This is a genomic window from Bacillus sp. DTU_2020_1000418_1_SI_GHA_SEK_038 (genome assembly GCF_032341175.1).
GTDB lineage: Bacteria > Bacillota > Bacilli > Bacillales > Cytobacillaceae > Cytobacillus.
In genome coordinates, this window is sequence record NZ_CP135435.1 from 2630247 (window position 1) to 2655754 (window position 25508).

At 36.5% G+C, this 25508-nt stretch carries 26 protein-coding genes and 1 riboswitch; of the genes, 10 read left to right on the plus strand and 16 right to left on the minus strand.

All coding sequences use genetic code 11. From position 1 onward, the window contains the following. Window positions 1-79 precede the first annotated feature (79 nt). The gene (locus RRV45_RS12940; RefSeq protein WP_315665107.1) at window positions 80-223 is read left to right on the plus strand and encodes a hypothetical protein; all 144 of its coding nucleotides are present in this window, start codon (window positions 80-82) and stop codon (window positions 221-223) included. A gap of 73 nt (window positions 224-296) precedes the next feature. Here RRV45_RS12940 and RRV45_RS12945 read toward each other — a convergent pair whose 3' ends face one another. After that, window positions 297-794, minus strand: coding sequence for a spore coat protein (locus RRV45_RS12945; RefSeq protein WP_315665108.1), 498 nt, complete (start codon window positions 792-794; stop codon window positions 297-299). 290 nt (window positions 795-1084) lie between these two features. Then, a riboswitch (cobalamin riboswitch) is annotated at window positions 1085-1271 on the plus strand. A 147-nt stretch (window positions 1272-1418) separates the two neighbouring features. Here RRV45_RS12945 and RRV45_RS12950 point away from each other — a divergent pair. From RRV45_RS12950 to RRV45_RS12965, 4 genes are all read left to right on the plus strand, one after another. Beyond that, a complete protein-coding gene (locus tag RRV45_RS12950) occupies window positions 1419-3707 on the plus strand; it encodes a ribonucleoside-diphosphate reductase subunit alpha (protein ID WP_315665109.1) in 2289 nt (762 codons plus the stop codon). Between the two features lie 116 nt (window positions 3708-3823). Then, complete coding sequence (locus tag RRV45_RS12955; RefSeq protein WP_315665110.1) at window positions 3824-4870, plus strand: ribonucleotide-diphosphate reductase subunit beta; 1047 nt, start codon at window positions 3824-3826, stop codon at window positions 4868-4870. Beyond that, complete coding sequence (locus tag RRV45_RS12960) at window positions 4867-5316, plus strand: flavodoxin domain-containing protein (RefSeq protein ID WP_315665111.1); 450 nt, start codon at window positions 4867-4869, stop codon at window positions 5314-5316. The genes RRV45_RS12955 and RRV45_RS12960 overlap by 4 nt, the downstream gene beginning before the upstream one ends. A 60-nt stretch (window positions 5317-5376) precedes the next feature. Continuing rightward, complete coding sequence (locus RRV45_RS12965) at window positions 5377-5805, plus strand: VOC family protein (RefSeq protein ID WP_315665112.1); 429 nt, start codon at window positions 5377-5379, stop codon at window positions 5803-5805. A 101-nt stretch (window positions 5806-5906) separates the two neighbouring features. Here the strand turns inward: RRV45_RS12965 and ilvD are convergent, their stop codons facing one another. Then, window positions 5907-7586: a dihydroxy-acid dehydratase gene (gene ilvD / locus RRV45_RS12970; protein ID WP_315665113.1), complete on the minus strand. Its 1680-nt coding sequence runs from the start codon at window positions 7584-7586 to the stop codon at window positions 5907-5909. Between the two features lie 250 nt (window positions 7587-7836). Further along, window positions 7837-8055, minus strand: coding sequence for a hypothetical protein (locus RRV45_RS12975; RefSeq protein ID WP_315665114.1), 219 nt, complete (start codon window positions 8053-8055; stop codon window positions 7837-7839). Window positions 8056-8337: 282 nt separating this feature from the next. Between RRV45_RS12975 and RRV45_RS12980 the strand changes: the two genes are divergently transcribed. After that, window positions 8338-8844, plus strand: coding sequence for a DoxX family membrane protein (locus tag RRV45_RS12980; protein WP_315665115.1), 507 nt, complete (start codon window positions 8338-8340; stop codon window positions 8842-8844). A gap of 27 nt (window positions 8845-8871) precedes the next feature. On the opposite strand, the gene RRV45_RS12985 is transcribed toward RRV45_RS12980, so the two are convergent. After that, window positions 8872-9276 carry a hypothetical protein gene (locus RRV45_RS12985; protein WP_315665116.1) on the minus strand — a complete coding sequence of 135 codons (405 nt, stop codon included), beginning with the start codon at window positions 9274-9276 and terminating at the stop codon, window positions 8872-8874. A 297-nt stretch (window positions 9277-9573) separates the two neighbouring features. Between RRV45_RS12985 and RRV45_RS12990 the strand changes: the two genes are divergently transcribed. Together RRV45_RS12990 and bioB are read left to right on the plus strand one after the other, a co-directional pair. Beyond that, window positions 9574-10170 carry a biotin transporter BioY gene (locus RRV45_RS12990; RefSeq protein WP_315665117.1) on the plus strand — a complete coding sequence of 199 codons (597 nt, stop codon included), beginning with the start codon at window positions 9574-9576 and terminating at the stop codon, window positions 10168-10170. A gap of 27 nt (window positions 10171-10197) precedes the next feature. Then, window positions 10198-11193 (plus strand): biotin synthase BioB, encoded by a 996-nt coding sequence (bioB, locus tag RRV45_RS12995; protein WP_315665118.1) that lies wholly within the window; start codon window positions 10198-10200, stop codon window positions 11191-11193. Between the two features lie 75 nt (window positions 11194-11268). On the opposite strand, the gene RRV45_RS13000 is transcribed toward bioB, so the two are convergent. The 5 genes from RRV45_RS13000 to RRV45_RS13020 form a co-directional block, all read right to left on the minus strand. Then, window positions 11269-12645, minus strand: coding sequence for a HAMP domain-containing sensor histidine kinase (locus RRV45_RS13000; RefSeq protein ID WP_315665119.1), 1377 nt, complete (start codon window positions 12643-12645; stop codon window positions 11269-11271). Beyond that, entirely contained in the window at window positions 12642-13316 is a 675-nt protein-coding gene (locus RRV45_RS13005; protein ID WP_315665120.1) for a response regulator transcription factor, read from the minus strand. The genes RRV45_RS13000 and RRV45_RS13005 overlap by 4 nt, the downstream gene beginning before the upstream one ends. 129 nt (window positions 13317-13445) lie before the next feature. Next, window positions 13446-13625, minus strand: a complete 180-nt coding sequence (locus tag RRV45_RS13010) for an H-type small acid-soluble spore protein (protein ID WP_315665121.1) — start codon at window positions 13623-13625, stop codon at window positions 13446-13448. Between the two features lie 61 nt (window positions 13626-13686). Next, window positions 13687-14529, minus strand: coding sequence for a hypothetical protein (locus RRV45_RS13015; RefSeq protein ID WP_315665122.1), 843 nt, complete (start codon window positions 14527-14529; stop codon window positions 13687-13689). 99 nt (window positions 14530-14628) lie between these two features. Next, window positions 14629-14841 (minus strand): cold-shock protein, encoded by a 213-nt coding sequence (locus tag RRV45_RS13020; RefSeq protein WP_315665123.1) that lies wholly within the window; start codon window positions 14839-14841, stop codon window positions 14629-14631. A 326-nt stretch (window positions 14842-15167) separates the two neighbouring features. Between RRV45_RS13020 and RRV45_RS13025 the strand changes: the two genes are divergently transcribed. Beyond that, window positions 15168-15458: a DUF6509 family protein gene (locus RRV45_RS13025; RefSeq protein WP_315665124.1), complete on the plus strand. Its 291-nt coding sequence runs from the start codon at window positions 15168-15170 to the stop codon at window positions 15456-15458. Between the two features lie 54 nt (window positions 15459-15512). Here the strand turns inward: RRV45_RS13025 and RRV45_RS13030 are convergent, their stop codons facing one another. From RRV45_RS13030 to RRV45_RS13060, 7 genes are all read right to left on the minus strand, one after another. Further along, window positions 15513-15914, minus strand: coding sequence for a cytosolic protein (locus RRV45_RS13030; protein ID WP_315665125.1), 402 nt, complete (start codon window positions 15912-15914; stop codon window positions 15513-15515). A 105-nt stretch (window positions 15915-16019) separates the two neighbouring features. Next, entirely contained in the window at window positions 16020-16220 is a 201-nt protein-coding gene (locus RRV45_RS13035) for a cold-shock protein (protein WP_066300509.1), read from the minus strand. 160 nt (window positions 16221-16380) lie between these two features. After that, window positions 16381-17829 carry a DEAD/DEAH box helicase gene (locus tag RRV45_RS13040; RefSeq protein WP_315665126.1) on the minus strand — a complete coding sequence of 483 codons (1449 nt, stop codon included), beginning with the start codon at window positions 17827-17829 and terminating at the stop codon, window positions 16381-16383. A 481-nt stretch (window positions 17830-18310) separates the two neighbouring features. Continuing rightward, complete coding sequence (locus RRV45_RS13045; RefSeq protein WP_066300496.1) at window positions 18311-18511, minus strand: cold-shock protein; 201 nt, start codon at window positions 18509-18511, stop codon at window positions 18311-18313. A gap of 676 nt (window positions 18512-19187) precedes the next feature. Continuing rightward, the gene (locus RRV45_RS13050) at window positions 19188-20846 is read right to left on the minus strand and encodes a glycerol-3-phosphate dehydrogenase/oxidase (RefSeq protein WP_315665127.1); all 1659 of its coding nucleotides are present in this window, start codon (window positions 20844-20846) and stop codon (window positions 19188-19190) included. Window positions 20847-20907: 61 nt separating this feature from the next. After that, on the minus strand, window positions 20908-22398 hold the full coding sequence (gene glpK, locus RRV45_RS13055) for a glycerol kinase GlpK (protein ID WP_315665128.1): 1491 nt from the start codon (window positions 22396-22398) through the stop codon (window positions 20908-20910). Between the two features lie 283 nt (window positions 22399-22681). After that, entirely contained in the window at window positions 22682-23512 is an 831-nt protein-coding gene (locus tag RRV45_RS13060; protein WP_315665129.1) for a non-homologous end joining protein Ku, read from the minus strand. 148 nt (window positions 23513-23660) lie between these two features. Here RRV45_RS13060 and RRV45_RS13065 point away from each other — a divergent pair, with 148 nt between their 5' ends. Next, a complete protein-coding gene (locus RRV45_RS13065; protein WP_315669031.1) occupies window positions 23661-25502 on the plus strand; it encodes a DNA ligase D in 1842 nt (613 codons plus the stop codon). The last annotated feature ends 6 nt before the right edge of the window (window positions 25503-25508 follow it).

Sequence of the window (25508 nt, forward strand, 5' to 3'; positions counted from 1 at the left end):
TATGTATCTTGAAGCGGTCTAACCATAAAGAATAATTCATCACGAAACGTTTAAAAATAAGATCCAAGGAGGGATTAAAATGGATAATCATTGTTTTTATTGCAGGATTGAAACCGGGGAAAAAGAAATACATCACGTCACTTTTCAAGTATCGGATAAGGACAAAGATGAAATTCTTTGTCCTGATTGTTACCAGGAATGGCTGCATGGAATTAAAGGTTAATACATACAAAAAGGACTTTTCTCAAAGTTGGAAAAGTCCTTCTTACTGTTCAATTTACATAACATATTTATTTTCATTCATACTTCATATTCAACGCTTTTTGTGCATTATTAAGATCATTTTGCAAAAGCTGCCCGAAATCATATGAAGGATAGTAACCCTTCCGATACATATAAAGGTAAATACTTTCATGGCCATTAATCACTCTGATCATTTGGTTTACTAAAACTTTTCTTAACTCAGGGGTAGCTGTTTCTGTTATGGCAACTGCATAATTACGGACGGCCGTTTTTAGCAGCACCAAAAGGTCACCGGCATAAAAAGCAATATCGTCCCCTACTGGTTCATTTCTTCCTGGTGGAATCGGGGCTGAGGGGTAATATCGGATTAGTTCATTTAGGTTTTTTTCCATATCTTTTATGGATTTCCGATAAATAACTTTAAGTTCATTGTCACTTGCTTTTTTAAATGCCATTTTCAATTTCATTAATCCAATTGATTGAAAACCGACTAACTCATGAATTTCAAGGGTTTCATGCCAGGCTAACGTTTTTCGAATATCATAATTCATTTCTTATCCTCCATTATTAAATAGTGCACACACCCTATCCTATTCCAAATATGGTGAGTAGATATTTGTCCCTTCTTCTATTTCTGACTAGAAAATATTTATTAAGAAAATGCTAATATTAATTTTGTGCGCTTCTTGAATGGTGGCACCAAAATAAAGAATTTATCAAAAAGAAAAATATTAAATATTCCCTCTATTTTAAAAAGGTTGTCAAAATAACGCATTTGACTTATAATCGAAAAAGTTACATATATATAGTGTTTATTTTTGTTCAATAACACAATATACAGTGATAAACCAATAAATATGGTGTCCCTTTATGGACTTAATAGGGAATCTGGTGAAAATCCAGAACTGTTCCCGCAACTGTAAGTGCTATCGAAATAAGTAGAAACCACTGTCTTTTTTTAAGATGGGAAGGACTTAAAGTAGGCTAAAGCACAAGTCAGGAGACCTGCCATATTTATAACGTGTTATCTTCTTCGGGAGTTGGGAAGGTAAAACGAGGGTATTTTGATAGACTATTTTTTTTATATTCTATTATCATATCAGCGTTTTACTTACCCATCCTCGTCTTGAGAGATGGGTTTTTTGTATTTTTAAAAAAGTAAAGGGGACTTGATAATGAATACATCTATTGTAACGGAATTAGATTCAGTATTAGCGGAGTTAGACAGAGCTTCAAACACTTATAAGATAAACGTGGAACCACTAAAACATCAGTTGAAAGAACTGCAAAGAACCGAGTCATCTTTAAATCAGCATGCACTTCTTTATTCACTGAATAATATATCTATGGAACAGCCTAACTGGACCTTTCTAGCAGCTCATTTATATTTAAATGAATTGTATGTAAAGGCTGCAAAAAATAGAGACTATAACGAAAGTCTAAAATATGGTGACTTTTATCATCTTGTAAAAGAACTCACGACTATTGGGATCTATTCGGAAGATCTACTAGCTTACTATTCAAAAGAGGAAATCAAGGAAATTGAAAAGTATATAGATCCTGAGAAAGATTATTTATTTAACTATGTTGGCCTTTTTCTTCTTGCTGATCGTTACCTTGCCAAGGATTATGAGAAAAAAATATTTGAGCTGCCACAGGAACGATTCATGATCATCGCGATGACATTAATGAAAAATGAAGATAAGTCAAAACGATTATCATTTGTCAAAGAAGCTTATTGGGCATTAAGCAATCTATATATGACTGTTGCAACCCCAACACTTTCTAATGCCGGAAAAAGCTATGGACAGCTTTCTTCTTGTTTTATCGATACGGTAGATGATTCCTTAGACAGCATCTATTTAAATAATTGGGATATTGCCAGATTAAGCAAGGATGGCGGTGGAATAGGCATTTACTATGGGAAGGTTCGGGCTTTAGGGTCAGATATAAAGAGATTTAAGGGCAATTCTTCTGGTGTTATTCCCTGGATTAGACTTGTTAATGATACGGCTGTCAGTGTCGATCAGTTAGGGCAAAGACAAGGAGCCATAGCCATTTATTTAGATGTTTTTCACAAGGATATTATGAATGGGTTTTTAGATTTAAAGACAAATAATGGGGATGAGCGCCGGAAAGCCCATGACATATTTACAGGAGTAGCGATTCCAGACCTATTCATGAAGAAACTTGAAGAAGTTGATGAAACTGGTAAAAGCATTGGCGAGTGGCACACCTTTTGTCCGCATCAAGTTAAACAGGTTATGGGATGGAAGGATGAGAATGGAAACCCATTGGGACTTGAGGATTATTATGATGAGGTCGAGGAAAAACACTTTACGAGAAAATACGAAGAAGCAGTTAACCATCCCCTTCTTCCTAGAAAAACATACCGCGCAATGGATATTATGGCAAGAATGATGGTTTCACAATTGGAAGCTGGTACACCTTATATGTTTTATCGAGATGAGGTTAACCGCCAAAATCCAAATAAACATGTAAAAGGAAATGGAAGAACTTCTATTTATTGCAGCAATTTATGCACAGAAATTATGCAGAACATGTCAGCGACTGTTATTCAGAATGAATATCAAGATGAGGATGGAAATATTATTATTGTTCGGAAGCCTGGAGATTTTGTTGTATGTAATTTATCTTCTATTCATTTGCCAAATGCGGTGAAGGCAGATGTATTGGAACGCCTAATTCGAATCCAAATGAGAATGCTTGATAATACAATCGACATTAATCAAATCTCCGTTGGACAAGCAAAATGGACGAACCAGAAATATAGAGCAGTTGGATTAGGAACATTTGGCTGGCATCATCTCTTGGCTATTAAGGGAATTCATTGGGAATCTATCGAAGCGGTTGAGTACGCAGATAATTTATATGAGGATATCGCTTATCTTGCAATAAATGCCTCAATGGAGCTTGCAAAAGAAAAAGGTGCATACAAATTATTCAAAGACTCTGAGTGGCAATCAGGAGAATATTTTAAACGAAAAGATTATTCATCTGAACGATGGAAGTATTTACAAAAAGATATCCAAATTAACGGAGTCAGAAATGGCTGGATGATGGCTGTTGCTCCAAACTCTTCAACGGCAAAAATTGGAGGATCAACCGATGGCATCGATCCACTATATGCGATCGAATATGCAGAAGAAAAGAAAAACTTCAAATTCAAAGTTACTGCACCTGATTTAGATCATAACACATACAACTATTATCGCCGTGTAAGGCATGAGTTAGACCAATTATGGAGCATCAAGCAGAATGCAGCACGACAACGGCATATTGATCAGTCAATTAGCTTCAATCTTTATGTTCGCCATGATATAAAAGCAAGAGATTTATTGCAGCTTCATTTAGAAGCCTGGAAGCACGGTTTAAAAACGACCTATTATGTACGCAGTACTTCACAAACTGAAATTGAAGATTGCGAAGCTTGCCATAGTTAATATATCAGCCTATTTTCCGATTATATCGGTGACTTTTTTGATATTTCAGCGACTTTCCGGGTATATCAGCGACTACCCGGAATAAGTTGAAAACCATTTTTAAAAGGAGCGATTCTATGTCACACCAACAATTATTAACAAAAATCAAATTGCTAAATCCTGAGTTCCCTAATAAATCTACTAATCTGATAAACGGTCAAGCATCAGGGATCCTAAATTGGAATGACATTAGATATCCACAAATGTATCGAATGTATCAGACCTTATTATCTAACTTTTGGAAGGCCCAAGAAATCAATATGCAGGATGATATTAAACAGTGGGACTCCTTGAGCACCATTGAACAAGATGTTTTTTTACGAATTAACACGCAACTGGCCTCACTTGATAGTTTACAAACGCCTATGATGACACAAGTGATGGATTATGTAACAGACCCAAGCTTTAAAGCTATATTTGCAGTTATTTCGCAGCAGGAGGCGGTTCATAATGAATCTTATTCTTATATATTAAGTTCTCTTATTCCTATTCAGGAGCAAATAGCCCGTTTTGACCAAGCGAAGGATGATCCAATTGTACGAAAGCGTAATCAATTAATTCTAGAATCGTATGAAAAGTTCAGAAATAGCCCAAACCTGCAAAATTTATTCGAGCTTGGAATTAACTCGATTAATTTAGAAGGAATTTATTTCTATGCAGGCTTTGCCTTTTTCTATAACTTGGCCCGTCAGCAAAAAATGCTTAAAACGAGTTCCATGATTAGTTATATTCAACGTGATGAAATGCAGCATGCATACTTCATTGCGCAATTTATCCGTATTCTTCTTACTGAAAATCCTGAATTAAACTCAGAGCAAAATATTCAATATGTCTATAATACTATCCAAAAAGCAGTCAAGCTTGAAAAAGAATGGGCTCATTATATATTGAAGGATATTCAAGGAATCAATTTAGAGGAATTTGAGGGCTATGTTGAATACCTCGCGAATAAACGGCTTCGGCAATTAGGCCTTGAAAACCTATATGAGGGACGGGAAAATCCGATGCCTTGGATCCATGTTTTTAGCGATGAAATGATGAATGAAACGAAGTCTGATTTCTTTGAACAAAAGTCTCGTACGTATACAAAGGTTTCTCAAGACAACGGTTTTGATGAGCTATGAGAATCGGCTTAATTTATACCTCGATTAGCGGAAATACAAAGGAATTGGCCTTAATATTATATGATCAGTTCAAGAAAAGAAATTTAGATGTTTATTTATATACCATTGAACAATTTACCTGTAATCGGTTAGATGAATTTGATGCGGTTGTTGTTGGTACTTACACCTGGGGTAATGGGGAAATTCCGGAAGAAATGATGTATCTTTATCGGGAGTTTGAGAAAATCAATAGAAGTAATATGGTCACTGGCATATTCGGGACTGGGGACAGTTTTTATCTTCACTACTGTGGAGCGGTCGATATGTTTAGAGACCTATTGAAAGTAAGAACAGATTTATCGGTTACTTTAAAAGTTGAATTATTGCCCCAAAATCAAGACTTAACAAGATGCGAAAAATTCGTTGATTTAATTTTAGCACGCCTTGAAAATTTGATATCGCATTGATAGATGATAAAATGTAATAGCAATAGTTGGCAAAAATAAAAATATCAAGGAGTGTTGCAAATGGCTGTTAATGTATATCTTAACTTTAATGGAAATTGCCGAGAAGCGGTTGAATATTATGCTGACGTTTTTGAAACAGAAAAACCTAAAATTATGACGTTTGGAGAAAATCCTCCAAACCCAGATTATCCTCTGCCAGAGGAAGCAAAAAATCTTGTCATGCATACGAGACTGAATATAAGCGGAAGTAATGTTATGTTTTCTGACGTTTTTCCAGGCATGCCTTTTATTGAAGGAAATAATATTAGCCTTGCAGTCGTCAGTACAAATCTTGATGAAATGAAATCTCAGTTTAACAAATTAAAAGAGGGCGGACAAGTAGGTGTGGAGCTTCAGGAAACCTTCTGGACCAAACTGTATGGCCAAGTTACAGATAAATTCGGCATTGTCTGGCAATATAATTATGATAATGGCGAAAGTGTTATGTAGGTGTTAATTACAGACTTTTCCACCTTATAAGATGTGCTTGCTATTACATATAAAGACCTATGAAAAGTCCAATGTGACTATTCATAGGTCTTTGCTAATTATTAATACTTCATTACTCCGCCAGTATTTGCTGATGTCACAAGCTTCGAATATCTTGCTAAGTAGCCTTTTTTCACTTTCGGTTCAAAGCCCTTCCAGTTTGCTTTTCTTCTTTCCATTTCCTCATCAGAAATTTCCAGCTGGATAGTCCGTTTCTTTAAATCAAGCTCAATGATATCGCCATCTTCTACAAATGCGATTGGGCCTCCCTCAGCAGCTTCAGGAGAAATATGGCCGATTGAGATTCCTCTTGATGCACCTGAGAAACGTCCGTCTGTAATTAATCCAACTTTTGCTCCAAGCCCTCTTCCTACGATTTGTGAAGTAGGTGCAAGCATTTCTGGCATACCAGGACCACCTTTTGGCCCTTCATAGCGAATAACCACGACATGCCCTTCTTGTACTTTACCCGTAATGATGCCAGAAAGTGCGTCTTCTTGAGAATCAAAGCAAATCGCTGGTCCTCTATGGTAGCCGCCAACCGATTCATCAACTGCACCTACTTTAATAATCGAGCCGTCCGGAGCTAGGTTTCCGAATAATACAGCTAGTCCTCCCTGCTCGGAATGTGGATTATCTAATGGCCGGATAACATTCTTGTCCAAAATATCACTGCCCGCAACATTTTCGCGAATTGTTTTTCCTGATACCGTTAAACAATCACCATTAAAGGCACCTGGCTTCTTAAGAAGCTCATTGATAATTGCGCTAACCCCTCCTGCATTATGCACATCTTCAATATGATAATCTGAAGCTGGAGCGATTTTCGCTAAATGCGGTACACGGGTTGCAATTTCATTAATACGCTCTAATGAATACTCAATTTCTGCTTCATGTGCCAAGGCTAGAGTATGAAGAACTGTGTTTGTAGAGCCGCCCATCGCCATATCTAAAGCAAATGCGTTGTCGATTGCATCGATTGTTACGATATCACGAGGTTTAATATCTCTCTCAATGAGTTCCATTAATTGCTTAGCAGATTGTTTAACAAACTCTTTACGTTCCTCTGCGACAGCTAGAATCGTACCATTACCAGGAAGTGCAAGGCCAAGCCCTTCCGCTAAACAGTTCATGGAGTTTGCAGTAAACATCCCTGAGCATGACCCGCAAGTAGGACAGGCGAGTTGCTCAATTTCTAGTAATCTTGCTTCATCAATTTTACCTGATTGGAAAGCTCCTACCCCTTCAAATACAGATGTTAAGTCGAGCGGATTACCTGCACTGTCTGTTCCTGCCTTCATCGGTCCGCCGCTGACGAAGATTGTTGGGATATTGAGGCGAAGTGCCGCCATCATCATTCCAGGAGTAATTTTGTCACAGTTAGGAATACATACCATTCCATCGAACCAATGTGCTGCAACAACTGTTTCAACAGAATCTGCAATGATTTCACGGCTTGGCAAAGAATATCTCATTCCAATATGCCCCATCGCAATCCCATCATCGACACCGATCGTGTTCATTTCAAACGGAACTCCACCTGCTTCACGGATAGCATCTTTCACAATTTTACCGAATTCTTGTAAGTGAATATGTCCTGGAACTATATCAATATATGAATTGACTACCGCAATAAACGGCTTTCCAAAGTCCTCTTCTTTAACACCTGCTGCACGAAGTAAGCTTCTGTGAGGCGCACGATCAAATCCTTGTTTTATCATATTACTGCGTAGATCTGCCACGTTTAATCCCTCCACATTTCTTTTTCAAATTTTATACATATTTTAATTGATAAATATTATTTAATTATCCTAAATAATATTATAATTTAACACTATATCTTGCATAATGTAAAGGAAAAACTTTAAAAATTCAGTATTTTTATAGTATAGAATGTCCACTGCTTCCTATTTCAAAATAATTAATTCACGGATTTATTTATAAGCAAAAAAAAATGCCCCTATTGGACACTGTTTTCTGGGATTTGATTATCTATTGAAGCTTCTCAACTGCTGATTCCCTATTTTCATACCATAGCTTAAGATGTGTGAGGATTGCGAAAACTAGAAATGCATTCATTGCCCATACAGAAATAAAAGGCGCCATACCGCCAAAATCAATTGAATAATACCCTTTTAACACCATAACAATATAAGATTCAATGAAAACTAAAATAAATCCACCGATCCCTGCAATTGCCGTACGAACCATTTCTATCACACCTTCTATCGATCTTTTATACACAAAATTTAAATATATTTATAATAATAATTATAATTTAAAAGCTGTCAGCCTTCAATAAAAATTTCATAAATTAGTCAAAATTAAGCATTAATATTTCTTGACAAACCAATCCCCTCTATAAATAAACATTTTTCTTGAAATTTTCACATTTTATTTACATTTACGTGAAATGGATCACAGAAATGTTAAATATAGGGATATTTTTGCTACTATATTCATGTATTCATCAAAAAGTTGGGAGAGATATGTATGTTTGTTAATTGGTTAAGAGAAAATCAATTATCTGCTGGATTTTTGACTATTATTCGATTGTATCTTGGTTATTCTTGGATCAGGGCGGGATACCATAAAGTTACAGATGGATTTGATGCTTCTGGATATTTACAAGGAGCCATCGCGAAAGCCTCAGGGGAGAATCCAACGGTACAAGGATGGTGGGCTAGCTTTTTAGAAGGATTTGCCCTTCCAAATGCAGGTCTATTTAGCTTTTTAGTTGCATGGGGAGAACTATTAGTAGGATTAGGTTTAATTCTTGGCTGCTTAACGACTGCTGCTGCATTTTTTGGAATCATTATGAACTTTGCCTTTATGTTTTCAGGAACAATAAGTACAAACCCGCAAATGATATTATTAACAATATTCATTTTAATCGCCGGATATAATGCTGGGAAAATCGGAATAGACCGCTACATTATTCCTATTATCAGAAACCAAATGAAAGGAAAATCTACTAGATCAGAAATCGCATCATCCTAGTCTATGGTTGCAGGGCAAGGCAAGCTATTAGATAGCTTGCCTTGCCTTTTTTTCTTCCTTTGTAAAAGTTAAAAAGAAAAATAATAAGAAGCTTAGCAATAAGATGGACCCACCAACAATGTAGAGAATCGTGTTGACGGCACTTGGAAGAAATGCAGGTTTAAATATATAGAGAGCCATGCCCCCTGTTAATCCGATAGAACCGATAATAGCAGTATATACATGAAGCTTTGCTAAGATTCCAATTTTCGGGGAAAATACTTTATAGTATACTGCCCATGCAAATAGTGTTAACCAGCCAACAACAAGTATATGGGCGTGAATAGGTCTGAACGCATAATCCCCTGCCCCAGCCATATGTGACCCTAAGAAAGCGCCAATAAATCCAAATAGTGCTGAAAGTCTTAATAATAGCTTACTATAATTGTTCATATTTTCCATCTCCAATTTGTATTTTTTCCGATTCATTCTAAATCAAATCCCAATTTATAATATACAACGGGTTCTATATATTAGGAAAGGCTAACATCAATAAGAGCTTTGAAGTTTTCCCCCTCATTTTCTTATAATAAGCTTCTAATATGAACAGAAGATGAACATCCTTTTACAAATTGGAAATCTCCCTATGATAGTTTTATATGTTAACTAAAAATAAAATAAGTTGACATATACTTAGGTTAGCCATTATCCTTGATTTATATTTACTAATAATGTTTGGAGGATAGGGAAATGAAAAAGAGATTAAGAACCATTGATTTAACGCTTGCTGGTATGTTTGTAGCTTTGATGTGTGTAGGAGCAAATATAACTACATTTGTTCCCTTTATGGTTATAGGCGGTGTACCGATTACGTTGCAAACATTTGTTGCCATATTATCTGGAGCTATTTTAGGCAGCCGGCTAGGAGCCATTTCAATGGCCGTTTATGCCTTTGTCGGTCTTGCAGGTGCGCCAGTATTTGCTAAATTTGGCGGAGGTATGTCATCCTTAATTAGCCCGACTTTTGGCTTTATTCTCTCTTACATTCTTACAGCCTATGTAACTGGAAAAATCATCGAAATGAAAAAGAGTATCCCCGTTTATATTAGTGCAGCTTTAATTGGAATGGTTATTAATTATGTTATTGGCACAAACTGGATGTATTTTGCCTATAAGCTTTGGGCAGCTGCTCCGGATGGATTTACTTATAAAATGGCTTGGATGTGGATGGTTGTGCCATTGCCAAAGGATATTGTTCTTGCCGTTTGTGCTGGGATCATGGCAAATCGACTTGAGCATAAGGTTTTTGCCCGCAGTCAATTTAGAAAAATCCAACGAGCTTCCTAATTATTATTTCAAAAGGAGGAGAAAGCGATGGGGAACTGGCAAAGTCTTGCTGAAAAAGTATTAGAAGGGTATGAGCTTACGAATGAAGAAGCTCTTAGCGTATTAAATTGCCCTGATGATGATCTTCTAGCGCTATTACATAGCTCATATAAAATCCGCCGCCATTATTATGGAAATAAAGTAAAGCTTAATATGATCATAAATACGAAATCTGGGCTTTGCCCTGAAAACTGCGGCTACTGTTCACAATCAAGTGTATCAACTGCACCAATTGAAAAATATCGCATGATGGATAAGGATTCCATCGTTAAAGGTGCCCAGCAAGCATTTAATATGAATGTTGGCACTTATTGCATTGTTGCTAGCGGAAGAGGTCCGAGCAATAAAGAAATTGACCAAGTCGTTTCCGCTGTTAAAGAAATTAAAGATAAATACAATCTCACTGTATGTGCATGTCTTGGATTGTTGAAGCCAGAACAGGCTTCCATGCTTAAAGAAGCCGGCGTTGACCGCTATAACCATAATATTAACACATCCGAAAATCACCATGAATCCATAACAACTTCACACACATATGAAGACCGGGTCAACACCGTTGAATTAGTTAAAGAATACGGTATTTCTCCTTGCTCGGGTGTAATTATAGGCATGCGCGAAACAAAGGAAGATGTCGTTTCAATGGCCAGAAGCTTGAATGCTTTAGATGCAGATTCCATCCCTGTTAATTTTCTTCATGCAATTGACGGAACTCCACTTGAAGGAACGAAGGAATTAAATCCGAGATACTGCCTTAAAGTATTATGTTTAATGCGACTTATTAATCCAACAAAGGAAATTCGCATTTCCGGCGGACGTGAAGTAAATTTGAGAAGTCTTCAGCCATTAGGACTTTATCCGGCAAATTCTATTTTTGTTGGAGATTATCTGACAACTGCCGGGCAGGAAGGATCGGCTGACCATCAAATGTTAAAGGATCTCGGCTTTGAAATTGATTTTGTTACGGAAAAGGCTGCTACATGTTAAAGTAAGATATTATTATAAAAAATGACAAGGTGCTATAGGCTTCACTGCTCCTCATAGCACTTTGTCAATGTATCTCTATCCCTTTGGTAATTTCACCGTAAACATAGACCCCTCCCCTTTCTTGCTCCCCACTTTAATTTCGCCATCATGCATGTCCAAAATAGATTGAACAATTGATAGTCCAAGTCCTGTTCCTTCTATAGTACGAGTCCTTGAAGTATCAGCCCGATAAAAACGGTCATAAATCCTTTCAAGTTCTTTAGAGTTTAAGCCAATCCCATGATCTTTAAAGCTTACCTCGATCGAGTCTGGCTGGTCATTTAATGTAATGTCAATCTCACTGTTTTCCTCGCTATATTTAATGGCATTTGTTAAAAGGTTTTCCCAAACGGAATATAACAAAGAAGGATCTCCATGCACATAAACTTCAGGGAATGAGTAGCTTATCATCAATCCTTTTTCACTTAAAATCCACTGGTACTGACGTATAACTGTCTTTAATTGTTCACTTAAATTAAATTCTTTTTTATCAAGCAAATCCCTTTGGCTATCAAGCGATGATAGCAACAACAGCTGCTTAGTTAAATAAGATAGCCGATTCACTTCCGAATCAACAACATCAAAATATTCTTTATGCTGAGCCGTTAATTCAGCACTCTTTAACAGCTTTAAATAACCTTTAATATTTGATAGCGGAGATTGAATATCATGTGAAATATTCGAAATAAACTCTTTGCGTATATCATTTGCCTGTTCCAATCTGCCTGCCATCGTTTGGAAACTAGAAGCGAGTTCCCCTATTTCATCCTGCCTGTTAATATTCAGCTTAATGCCAAAATTCCCCTCTGCTATTAAACTCGTCGCTTTATTCAATTTGGAAATAGGCTTTATGAGATACTTCGTGCTGATTAATACTAAAAGCATACTAAAGACAACCATACCTACTACAAGCCATCCAAACATCCGATGCATTTCATTAAATAAGAGTTTTATATCCGGCCGAAGAAATAAAGCATATCTTTCATTTTTATATTCAAAAGGAACCCCAACTGTATTTCTTAGTTCATTAGCAAAGAAACCTGTCACGAAAGTTTTGTGAGGAAAATCAGCAATGCCATGAAAAACTTCCCCATTTAGCACCCTTTGTACGGGCACTTTCGAAAGATTTTCAACTCTAAATGCTGCACCGAAAAATTTCCTATTCTCGTTTCCATCGATTATGAGAATTTGATAGCCAATCGAGCCAAGATGCTCAAAATATTCCTTCAAATTTATTTGATTTTGCAAATGAATATACTCAGAAATCTCCAATGCAATATTTGTCATTTTAAGATCATTTTGGTTTTTTAAATAAGATTGATAATAGATGTTAGAGATTAAAAAGGAAATGATTCCGCTTGCGAGCATGATTAGAATTGTAGTTATTGCAAACTTGGAATAAAGAGATTTCATTTTTGAACCTCCAGCGAATACCCAATTCCTCTAAAGGTTTTTATTGAAAAATCACCTGATGTTTTTGAAAAGCGTTCCCTTAAACGTTTAATATGGACATCTACTGTCCTTTCATCCCCCTCATAATCCATTCCCCACACTTGTTCAATTAATTGCCCTCTGCTAAAAACTTGATTTGGATTAGAGGCTAAATAATACAATAGTTCAAATTCTTTTAGCGGCAATATGTATGTTTTTCCATTTAGTTCAACTTCATAGCTTTTTTTATTTATAAACATCGATCCAATTCTAATATTAGATTCCATTACTTTTCCATATCTTCTTAAAAGGGCGTTTACCCTAAATATTAACTCTTTCGGCTCAAAAGGCTTTACTAAATAATCATCCGTACCTGAAAGATAGCCTTTTTCCTTATCTTCTATTTGACTTTTTGCAGTCAATAACACAACTGGAATATCAAAATTTTCTCGAATTTCCACTGTTAATTTATACCCATCCATTACAGGCATCATGATATCAACGATTGCTAAATCGCAAATTTGATTATGAAGCAACTTCAACGCCTCTGCACCATCTGCCGCTTCAATAACCTGAAACCCTTCTTTCATTAATAGCTTTTTAACTAAATACCGAATATGCACATCATCATCTGCAACAAGGATCGTTTTCATTTGATTCCACCTTCTTTCTGCTGGATCTCCTCTATTTTAATAAACCACGCTGTTAAAACCAATGATATTGTATTTAATATTAGCCTAATATTAAAACAACCACCCTAATTTTTTAGGGTGGCTGCTATATTACCTTTCTTGAAGCTCCGTTATATCTACAGTCGATCTTTCTTCAAGTGGACCTCTTAGATGAACGGTAGCTGTTTTTCCATCTTCATTTAACTGATCAATCCACACAGATGCACCATTGTACGTCACTTCGATATCTGCTGATGAAGAAAGGATTTGTTTAACGCGTTTAACATCCATTTGTGTTCACTCCTTCATATTAATCATTATATTTTTTGTTAGGAGGAGAAAATTATGCTTCCTAAACGAAATCCTTTTCCCCTGGAAAAAGGTAATCATTAAACCTTTTAACAATAAAAACTATAAACAAATGAATGAAGGCAATGACAATGACTACTTTGAAATCAATCACATAAAGTATCCCCAATTTTATTAGTACAGTATTAAAAATGACCGTAAAAATAAAGAGAGCAATTAACGTTACATACTTATATGAAAATAGAACGATGGCTGTTAATGGGATGGTCAAAATGATATTTATCATTGTTTTTAGAATTGTGTGATCTTTATATATCGATTCAAACAAGTCCATTGAATACCAGCTAAGTTTGAGAACAGCAGACAGAAAAAAAGTTATCGTATGCAGAATTATCGTAAATAACATATATATAGTGATAAATTGCATCCAAATGGAAGGATTATTTAATTTTCTTCTCCACCACTTCATGATGTAGGAAGCGAACAAAAGAAGACCAAATGTGTACCATGTTAGCCACCAATTATGTTCGTAAATTCCTAGCCGTAAAAATAGTTCTTCAATTAGTATGATTACAAAAATGATTAGTATTACCCATTTTTCCCTTAATTGAAAAGCCCCTATTGCCATTAACGCGATAGGGATAATGAAGCCCTGAGAAATCAAAGCTCCAACGATATTATCCGACCAATGCTCTTTGAGAAAATGAGGATAATAATCGTACGCTTGAAAAAGGATAAGCACGATAACTTCCCCGAAAAAAGAAAGACCGGCAGCAAAAATATAAACAGCTAAATCCTTTCGAAAATGATTTGATTTTATATATACTAATATGAAGACGATTAGACTAATGAAAACTAAGGACAAATACCAAAAAGAGTTTGGCAACACCATTCACTTCCAAATTATTTAGTTTCCATTATTTTGTTCATGTTATGATAAGCTATACAAAAAGAAAGAGGGCGATCAAAGATCGCCCTCTTTATATTAATTATTGGAATAAATACTATTGTTATTCACTACTTGAAGCTCCCTTATTGCTTCTTTCATTTCACTCTTACAAATTGGACAAGAATGCTGTTGACTGCTCTTAAAATTATCTCGGACCCAGCAATTACATGAATCTGATGTGCATTCCCAAACCTTTACTTCTTCCATTTTGATCTCTTCTGTGTTTTTTCGCCCAAATCCCATTGCCATATTAAGGCACCTCCCAAAGGGTAGAACCCTATTTTTCCCTAAAATAAAAAAACTTGTTAAATAAAGGGAAAAACTCACCAACTCTAAATAACAAGTGATTTATGGGAAACTCTGTACATACATTAAACTCTTTAAATAGTATAACATAATTTCCCTTAACAGTCAAAAGGTCAAATAACTTTCTTTTAGTACATAAACCTAATTTTTTAAAAAATCGAAAATAGAAACTTTTTTAAAGAAAAAGTAATACTATTTCTTTTTATCGGGTAAGGTGTATAATGTTCTCGTTAACTAGATTTTGGTTTGATTAAGAAAGGGTGAAGCCTATGGAAATAACAAGTTATACAGTGGAGCAGCTAAAAGACCCTACAGGAATTTTATTAGGAGATCGTTTTGAATTCTTTTTAGATATTGCAGTGAATGAAGATGATGATTTGTACTCTGAAAACGGATTACAGCTTCGAGTTTTGTTTTATAAAAAAGAGGATGATTTTCGAATTCTTAATTATCATTTTCTAAGTTCAGATCAAATATTAGACTTTGCATTAGAAGAGGATGAAGAGAAACTAATCTCAAAGTTTTGCATGGATCACTACATAGAAGCAGAGGATAATTAAGTAATCGGCTGTCCCGTAAAGTGCCAGGCACTTATAGGACAGCCTAATTATTTTCTAAACTTCAATTCCTTTCCCGTCTTCAGCAATATGATACATTAAATGCGCTAAATGGTGAATTGGACTATATTCGTCTTCGTCTTCATCGCTTTCATTCTCTTCCTGGAACTCTAAATCATTTAAGTGTAATGCAGCAAATTGATAAAAATCTTTTAATTCAAAAGCATAGCATGCACTTGGATCTTCATTCTCGTCCTCGTATTGAAGGACCATATACGATTCTTTCCCACTGTCATCAATGGCATCGAAGAAAATAAAGAATCCAATATTCGTGTCCAATTCAAATAAATGTCTTGTTCCACCCTCGGTTAATCTTTCAAAATCTTCTTCACTTAATTTCTGAACTTTCATTGCTTCAACTTGATCTTCCTTATGAAATTGAACAGTAAATTCCTTCACAGCTCTTCCCCCTACTTTCGTACTCCATTTTATTATGACCAATTATCCTGCTAAAGACAAAAAATAATAAAAGAGCCTATAATAAATATGGCTCTTTTACATTTGTTAAGCTTTAGTTACATTCACTGCTTGAGGTCCGCGTTGTCCCTCTTCTATGTCAAAATTAACTTCTTGGCCTTCATCAAGACTTTTGAAGCCTTCACTTTGGATAGCTGAATAGTGTACAAATACATCCTCTCCACCTTCAACCTCAATAAAACCAAAACCTTTTTCTGCGTTAAACCATTTTACTTTACCTGTTGCCATTTTAATCCTCCTAAATATCAATCAGTGACAGAATATATTACCCTGCAAATCTTATTATGGGTAATTATTTAGGATTTTAACCAAATTCTCTTGAAGAAATACATGGAAAAATAAAGATTTACCAATTAATCACAAATTTAGGGGCTGTAAACCCTGCTGATTATTTATTGGTCGTCCGGTTTCTTCTTCTTTCCCTGCCATCTCTTCTATCTCTTCCGCCACTTCCTGAGCTTCTGCCACGGTCATTATAGCGTTTTCTATCCCCGCCTCTATCTGTTCGCGGCTTTCTAACACGAATCGGTTCAACAGCTGTTAATTTAACTGGAGTAACATCAATATCCTTAGTTAATAATTTTAATGCCGCTGCTAATAAGGAAACAGAGTCAGTGTCTTCGAGTAAATTTTCGGCTGCACGCTTATAATCATTATGGTCATTTTTCTCAATAACAGCCATTAAACGATTAATGGTAGCCTGCTGATTGCCTGCAAGTACATCTTTAAAAGATGGGACTTGCTTTTTCGCCATTTTGCTCTTCGTTACGTTTTCAATGATCTTCAAATGATCAATTTCTCTTGGTGATACAAATGTTACTGCAAGTCCTTTCTTTCCGGCACGGCCTGTTCGTCCAATTCGATGAACATAGCTCTCAGGATCCTGCGGAATATCAAAGTTATATACATGGGAAACTCCGCTAATATCAAGGCCCCTTGCTGCCACATCTGTAGCAACCATGATATCGATCGTTTGCTCTTTAAAACGACGAATCACTTGGTCACGCTTCGCCTGAGGGATATCACCATGAATTCCTTCAGCTGAATAGCCGCGTTTAATTAATCCTTCTACCACTTCATCAACACGTTTTTTTGTACGTCCAAATACAATCGCAAGGTCTGGAGATTGAATATCAAGCAGACTGCAAAGCACATCAAATTTCTGTTTCTCATGAACTTCCATATAATGCTGTTCGATATTTTCCACAGTCATTTCTTTTGCTTTCACTTTTACTAGTGCCGGTTCCTTCATGAACTTTTCAGCAAGGGTTTGAATTCTTCTTGGCATTGTGGCAGAAAATAGGAGGGTTTGACGCTCCCCTTTAATTTCACTCAAAATTCTTTCGATATCTTCAATAAAGCCCATATTTAACATTTCATCCGCTTCATCAAGTACAACCATTTTTATATTGCTAAGACGAATCGTTTTTCTTTCAATATGGTCAATTAGTCTTCCAGGAGTGGCCGCAATGATATGTGGTCTATTTTTTAAAGCACGAATTTGGCGATTAATATCCTGACCGCCATATATTGGTAAAGTTTTCACACCTTTAACTTGACCAATTCGGTTTAATTCCTCTGCTACTTGAACAGCCAGCTCACGAGTAGGAGCAAGAACAAGACCTTGAATGCCTTCTTCAATATTAATTTGTTCCAGAAGCGGAACGCCGAATGCAGTTGTTTTTCCTGTTCCGGTTTGGGCCTGCCCAATCATGTCTCTACCCTCAAGACCAATAGGTATTGCTTGGGCTTGTATTGGTGTTGGTTCCTCGAATCCCATATTTGATAATGCTTTTACTATTTCATTACTTAAGCTAAAATCTGAGAATGTTGTCAAAATATTTGTTCCTCCTTAATATAACTACACTTTTTAATCTTATATTAAACAATAACTACGTTAATAGGTTTTCCAGTTTGCATCTCTTTTTTACATTTTTATAATGAGAATTTATTTTCCCATTATAAAAAATGATCTTTATAGTATTTTCCAATTACGTGAGGAAAAGTATTATTCCTAAAAAGCAAGTTGGATGGATTCTCTTTTGAGGAATGGATGAAGATTATACAAAGTGGAGAAAAAATAACGTAAATAGAAAAGCGAAAGCGCCTCGCCCACCCCCGACAAGCACAAGACAAGCCTCCCGGAAAGGTGTTTTTTCCTTTCTGGGAGGATTGGCTTGTGACCTCAAGGTCGACAAAAGCGGGACGTCCTGTCCCATTGTCGACACTAGTACGTCCTGTACGTTGGGGGTAGGCGCTTTCGCTAGACAGCAAAAAGTGATGCATGAATGACATGCACCACCCCATTTCTAGCAATATTATGCTTTGTTTACGTTAGAAGCTTGAGGTCCACGGTTACCTTCAACGATTTCGAAAGTTACAGCTTGACCTTCTTCTAAAGTTTTGAAACCATCAGTTTGGATTGCAGAGAAGTGTACGAATACGTCTTGACCTTCTGAAGACTCGATGAATCCAAATCCTTTTTCTGCATTAAACCATTTTACTTTACCTGTGTTCATGTTATTACCTCCAAAAATATGTTTCACTATAAGTCTTTAATATATAGGCTTTAACATAAAAAGATCGCAGCCACAATAAATGAGGAATAAAATCGTCCACAATTTATTGTAGCTACGACCACTTATCCAAAAATATATATAACGAACATTACAGCGTTAACCTTATAATAACCGGGAATCCTAATAATGTCAATACTAAAAGGATAACTAAAAACTTTTACACCTTATGGCCTATTCGAGGCTTTATAATGTCGTGCTTCAGCGCATAAACTTGTTTAACACCTAAGACAATGAAAGCCCTACCTCTCTTCCATCCTTACGGCTCCTTGACCGTGCCAGCGGGAATCAGGTATTACAGAAAATCAGATAATTATCGAATTTAATAACATTTTTGTGATTTTATATTTTGAAGAATTTAAAACTGAAGTGTAGATGTTCCGGGTATTCAGAAGAAGATTTAAGAAGAAACTGCAATATAAGTTGATAAATTAATCAGTAATTATATTATTATTCCGCACCTTAAAAAAACGAATAATGTATTGGGTTACATCAAAATCCACTACTCAACGATTAAACCTCAAATAAGCAAGTATTTATAATATCAAAATTCCCACTAGATGTCAATCGAATCTCCAAATTAAAATTAGGGGACCCAGGGGGTCTTAGGGTCCCATTACTATTCCTCAGGATTTGTTGCATCGCTTAACTCCTGCTCCAGCTCCATAATAAATTGGTATTCCCTCTCTTCACTCCATCTAAAGTAATCTGACATATATTTTTGTACCTGTTTTCGGTATCTCCATACTGATTTAATATCAAATAATAGGTCACCTGTTCTTCTTGTAAAAAAATCGGAGGGTGTCGCAGCCATTTCATATTCAAGTGCGTATTTGAGCTTCACCCATAATGTAAGTGGCATTTCATATTTTTCCGCTTCATTTCTGCCATTTGCTTCAATCATTGTTAATAATATTGAAGTATTTGAACCGTACATCGAAATGAGATGAAAAGACTCTTCTTTAGTTAACCCCATTTCTATCCCATTCCTAGATTTACTCTCGATAAAGGCATTAAAGTTCCTAGAACCACCCACATCTCCACCTGAAATAGGTAAAGTCTTTGTCGTGCAGGGAGGAAATTCCCGATTGTTTTCTACTTTAAATTTATTTGCAAGCATATTAACAATGGTCTCAGCCATTTTACGGTATCCGGTTAATTTACCGCCAGCTATAGTAATGAGACCAGATGAAGATTCCCATATTTCATCTTTCCTTGAAATTTCAGAAGGGTCCTTCCCCTCTTCCCAGATTAATGGGCGAACTCCTGCCCAGCTTGATTCGATATCTGTTTCTCTCACCCCTGCTTCTGGGAACATATCGTTTATTGCTTGGATGAGATAATGTCTATCTTCATTCGTTATTTTTGGATTTTGAGGATTTTGATTGTAAAAAGTATCCGTTGTCCCTACATAGGTTTTTCCATTTCTCGGAATCGCGAAGATCATACGATTATCTGACGTATCAAAGTACACAGCTTGCTTCAATGGGAACTTGGATTGATCAATAACAATATGGACACCTTTTGTCAGTTGCATCGTTTTCCCTTTTTTTGAACTGTCCATTTCCCTAATGTAGTCAACCCACGGACCAGCCGCATTGACAATTTTATGTGCTTTAATTTCGTACTCCTCTCCAGTTAACTCATCAACAACTAATACGCCAGCTACTTTATTATTTTTATAAAGGAGCTTAACGGCCTTCGTGTAATTTATAGGTACAGCCCCTTTTTCATAGGCTGCTTTCATTACTTCAATTGATAAACGAGCATCATCTGTACGATATTCAACATAATATCCAGCACCCTGAAGACCTTCCTTTTTAATAAGAGGGACCTTCTCTATCGTTTCTTGAACATCCAGCATCCTTCTTCTTTCTTCTCTATTTACACCTGCTAAATAATCATAGGCCCTAAGGCCAACTGAAGTGCTAAGCCTTCCAAACGTTCCACCTTTATGAATGGGCAGAAGCATCCATTCAGGTGTCGTGATATGCGGCCCGTTCTCATAAACAAGGGCTCGTTCCTTCCCAACTTCTGAAACCAGTTTAACTTCAAAGTTTTTCAAATAGCGAAGACCGCCATGGACTAGCTTAGTTGAACGGCTGGATGTGCCTGAAGCAAAATCCTGCATTTCAACTAAAGAGGTTTTCATTCCTCTCGATGAGGCATCGAAAGCGATCCCTGCGCCAGTAATTCCCCCTCCTATAATCAAAACATCAAATTGTTGCTTTTGCAGAATGTTAATCAATTCGTGGCGGTTTTTGTTTGAAAATAACAATATTGCATCCTCCTTTTCAAAAGTGGCTATTTTTCCATATTACTAGAGGATGTAAGAAATTTTATTTAAATGCCATTGCTGCATGAACTGCTTTCTTCCAGCCGTTGTATAGATTATTCCGATTCTCTTCCTCCATATTGGGGTTAAAAGTACAATCAATCGCCCACTTTTCAGCAATTTCCTCCTGACTACTCCAAAATCCGACTGCAAGTCCTGCCAGATAAGCAACACCAAGTGCTGTCGTTTCATTAATAATTGGACGATCAACAGGGACATTCAATATATCTGATTGAAATTCCATGAGAAAATTATTTTTCACTGCTCCTCCATCTACCCGCAGTTTTTTTAAGGTAATACCCGAATCAGCTTCCATTGCGGATAAGACATCCTTTGTTTGATACGCTAGAGACTCTAAAGTTGCGCGGATAAAATGCTCCTTCGATGATCCCCTTGTTAAACCAAATACAGCTCCACGAACATCGCTATCCCAATACGGAGTTCCTAGACCAACAAAAGCAGGAACAACATATACCCCTTCAGTTGAAACAACCTTTTTCGCATATAACTCACTATCATTAGCACTCCTAAGCAACCTTAATCCATCTCGGAGCCATTGTATGGCAGACCCCGCGACAAAAATACTTCCTTCTAAAGCATATTCCACTTTTCCATTTAAGCCCCAAGCAATTGTCGTTAAAAGTCCATGTTGAGAACGAACAGCTTTTTCACCTGTATTCATTAGCATAAAACAGCCAGTGCCATACGTATTTTTTGCCATGCCTTTTTCAAAGCAAGCCTGTCCGAAGAGGGCTGCCTGCTGATCTCCTGCAGTGCCAGCAATCGGTACCTCCCTGCCAAAAAAGTGATACTCTGATGTATGGCCATATATTTCAGATGATTGTCTAACTTCAGGAAGCATAGTATTTGGTATCTCCAGAATTTGAAGCAGCTCTTCATCCCATTTTAAATCATAAATATTAAACATAAGGGTCCGTGAAGCATTCGAGAAATCTGTTATGTGACATTTTCCGCCTGTAAGCTTCCAGATAAGCCAAGTATCCATCGTGCCAAACATTAATTTCCCTTGCTTTGCATCTTCCTTTGCACCTTCTACATGATCCAATATCCATTTAACCTTTGTACCTGAGAAATAAGCATCAATTAATAAACCAGTCTTTTCACGAAAAAGATCATTATATCCTTGCGCTATTAATTGTTCACAAATTTCACTCGTCTGTCTGGATTGCCATACAATTGCATTATAAACCGGATTGCCCGTTTCTTTATTCCACACAACGGTCGTTTCCCTCTGATTCGTTATCCCAATTCCAGCAATTTGTTGGGGTTTTATTCTTGTTTCTGATAGAACTGCAGCAATAACCGCTAGGATGGACCCCCAAATTTCATTTGGGTTATGCTCAACCCACCCTGGGTTCGGAAAGTATTGCTTAAATTCTTTTTGCGCAATATGGACAACGGCACCTTTTCGGTCAAAAATAATTGCGCGGGAGCTTGTCGTTCCCTGATCTAGAGATAATATATACTTTTCCACTTTCATCTCTCCCCATTGAAAAAATCTGCGGCTTTTTTCCTTATTATTACTATATTAGCAAAAACATTTAATTTGCGATTAAAAAAGCCGATTTTGCTAAATTACAAAATCGGTCAAATTCAATATAAAGAAAGTTTAGCTTTTGAAGTTTGAGAACTGTCTAGCTTCAGCGCCTACCCCCTCGAGGTCACAAGCCAATCCTCCCAGAAAGGTAAAGTTCACCTTTCCGAGAGGCTCGTCTTGTGCTTGTCGGGGGTGACCAAGGCGCTTCCACTTTTCTTGGCTAGGCTTCTTTCTTTGCTTTTGTCGCCACACGCTTTTTCTTGGGAGCCGGTTTATTAGGCTTTGTTTTATCAATCGATGCTTGTAAAGCCGCCATCAAGTCTGTCACATTCGATACTGGCTCTTTCTCTATAGGGGTAACTATTTCTTTTCCTGTTCTCTTCGATTCAATTAGTTCCAATAGGGCTGTTCGGTATTCGTCTGTATATTTTTCCGGTTCAAATTCTGTTGTTAGCTGATCGATTAGAAGAATGGCCGTATCAATTTCTTTTTTTGTCACTTTATCTTCCGCTGGCACATTAGGGACATCCTCGGCTTTTCGAACCTCATCCGGATAATGAATCGTTTCCATGACTAGTGTATTTTCGTAAACCCGAATAACGGCTAGCTGTTCCTTGGAGCGAATGATGATTTTTGCTAAGCCAACCTTTTGAGAATCTTCCAATGCCTTGCGAAGTAAAGAATATGCTTTGCCTCCTCCATCACCTGGGGACATATAATAAGTTCGATCATAATAGATAGGATCAATTTGCTCCATCATAACAAAGTCCATGATTTCAACAGCTTTATCCTCATTTTCCTTCTTTAGCTTTTCTAAATCATCAGCCTCAAGAACAACAAACTTTCCTTTTGTATACTCATATGCTTTAACAATATCCTCATTCTTTATTTCAACATCACAGATCGTGCATTTTTTTTCGTATTTAATAGGAGAATGACATTCTTTATGAAGATTCCGCAGCTTAATATCCTTATCCTCTGTTGCTGTATGCAGCTTAATTGGGATATTGACTAAACCAAAGCTTATACTTCCTTTCCACATTGTATGCATAGGTGTACTCCATTCTTCTTTTTCTTTAATTTGTGTGAAATGCGAGAACTCATTCCCTTAAACTTTTGGAAATGGAGTAGAGAATAATAAAAAGGGAATTCTATTAGCACTAACATGTTTGGATGTGAGGAAAGGATGTTCGATAATGATCAAACCAATGCTGCCCAGTTTATCTTTTGAAGCCCCTAATGGAAAGGATTGGCTTTATGAAGTGAAGTATGATGGGTTTCGGGCCATTTTACATTGGAGTCAATCTGAATTGTCCTTAAAGAGTAGAAACGGCAAATCATTACTAGAGATTTTTCCGGAAATCAAATTCTTTCTTGATAAAAATATAGATTCATTTCGACCCTTTCTCCCAATTACATTAGATGGTGAACTCGTTTTTCTAGAAAATGCATATAAAGCTCATTTTGGACAGATCCAAGTGAGGGGGAGGATGAGGGCAGAAAACAGAATTGCTAAAAAAGCAAACAGCTCACCGTGTCATCTATTAATTTTCGATATATTGGAACTAAAAGGAGAATCATTAAAGGATGTTGATTATCTATCAAGAAAAAAGAAATTAGCTGAGGTATTTAAACATTGCTCACTCCCTCTCCAGCCAAATGAAAACAGCAATCAACTCATGCAGCTAATTCCATTTTACCATACGTTTCAAGAGATTTGGGACAAGGTTACCCTTTATGATGGTGAAGGAATTGTCGCAAAACAGGAATTGAATAAATGGGAGGAAGGGAAAAGAACAACATTATGGATCAAATATAAAAATTGGAAATACGTTTCCTGTTTCATTACCGCTTATGAAAAAACAAACGGCTATTATTATGCTGCTGTTTATCAAAATAATCAAGTTTTTCCTATTGGACAATTTCTATTTGGATTAAAGCCAGACGAAAAAAAGGCCCTTTTTGAAATTATTAAAGCTAACAAAACGAATGAAGATGCCCAATTTATTTATGTCGAGCCAGGAATATGTGTTGAAGTGAAATACTTAGAAATTTATGAAGGGCAGATTAGAGAACCGCACTTTCACACGTTCCGCTTTGATCTGAAGCCTGATGATTGTAAGTATGAGCAATTTATTCAGCAGCAGAAAAATTTACCTTCCGATATTGAAGTGACACATCCTGATAAACCATTATGGGAAGATCCGCCTATACAGAAAATCGATTATATTCATTATTTAAGAGAGATTTCTCCGTATATGCTCCCTTTTCTCAAAAATCGCCTTCTAACAGTGATCCGCTACCCTCATGGCATTTTCGGAGACCCCTTTTATCAGAAGAATTGTCCTGATTATGCACCTGAGTTTGTGGAAACAAACATGTCTGAAGGAATTAATTATATCGTGTGTAACCATTTAAAAACGTTGCTCTGGCTAGGGAATCAGCTTTCATTTGAATTTCATATCCCCTTTCAAACGATTTACAGTAAAGGACCAAGTGAAATTGTTTTTGACTTGGACCCGCCATCAAGAGACGAATTTGGACTGGCAATTAGAGCCGCTCTTTTAATAAAAGAGGTGCTAGAACAACTTAAATTGCTTAGCTTTGTGAAAATATCAGGGAATAAAGGGTTGCAAATCTATATTCCATTGCCAGAAAATACATATTCTTATGAGGACACAAGATTATTTACCTCATTTATAGCTGAATATTTAATATCGAAAGATCCCGATTCTTTTACAATAGAGCGTATGAAAAAAAATAGAGGAAAACGGCTCTATGTTGATTATATTCAGCATGCAGAAGGAAAAACAATTGTTTGTCCTTATTCACCGCGAGGGACAAAAGAGGCAACGGTTGCAGCACCCCTTTTTTGGGAGGAGGTAGAGAAAACATTAAGAGTTGAGGACTTTCAAATTCCAGAAATTATTAAACGCGTCAATCAGCTAGGCGACCCTTTTAAAACCTATTTTGAAACGAAAGATAAGCAAAACTTTGAACCTATATTGCAATTTTTAAAGGATAAAAAGGGGCTGCCCTAAAGGACA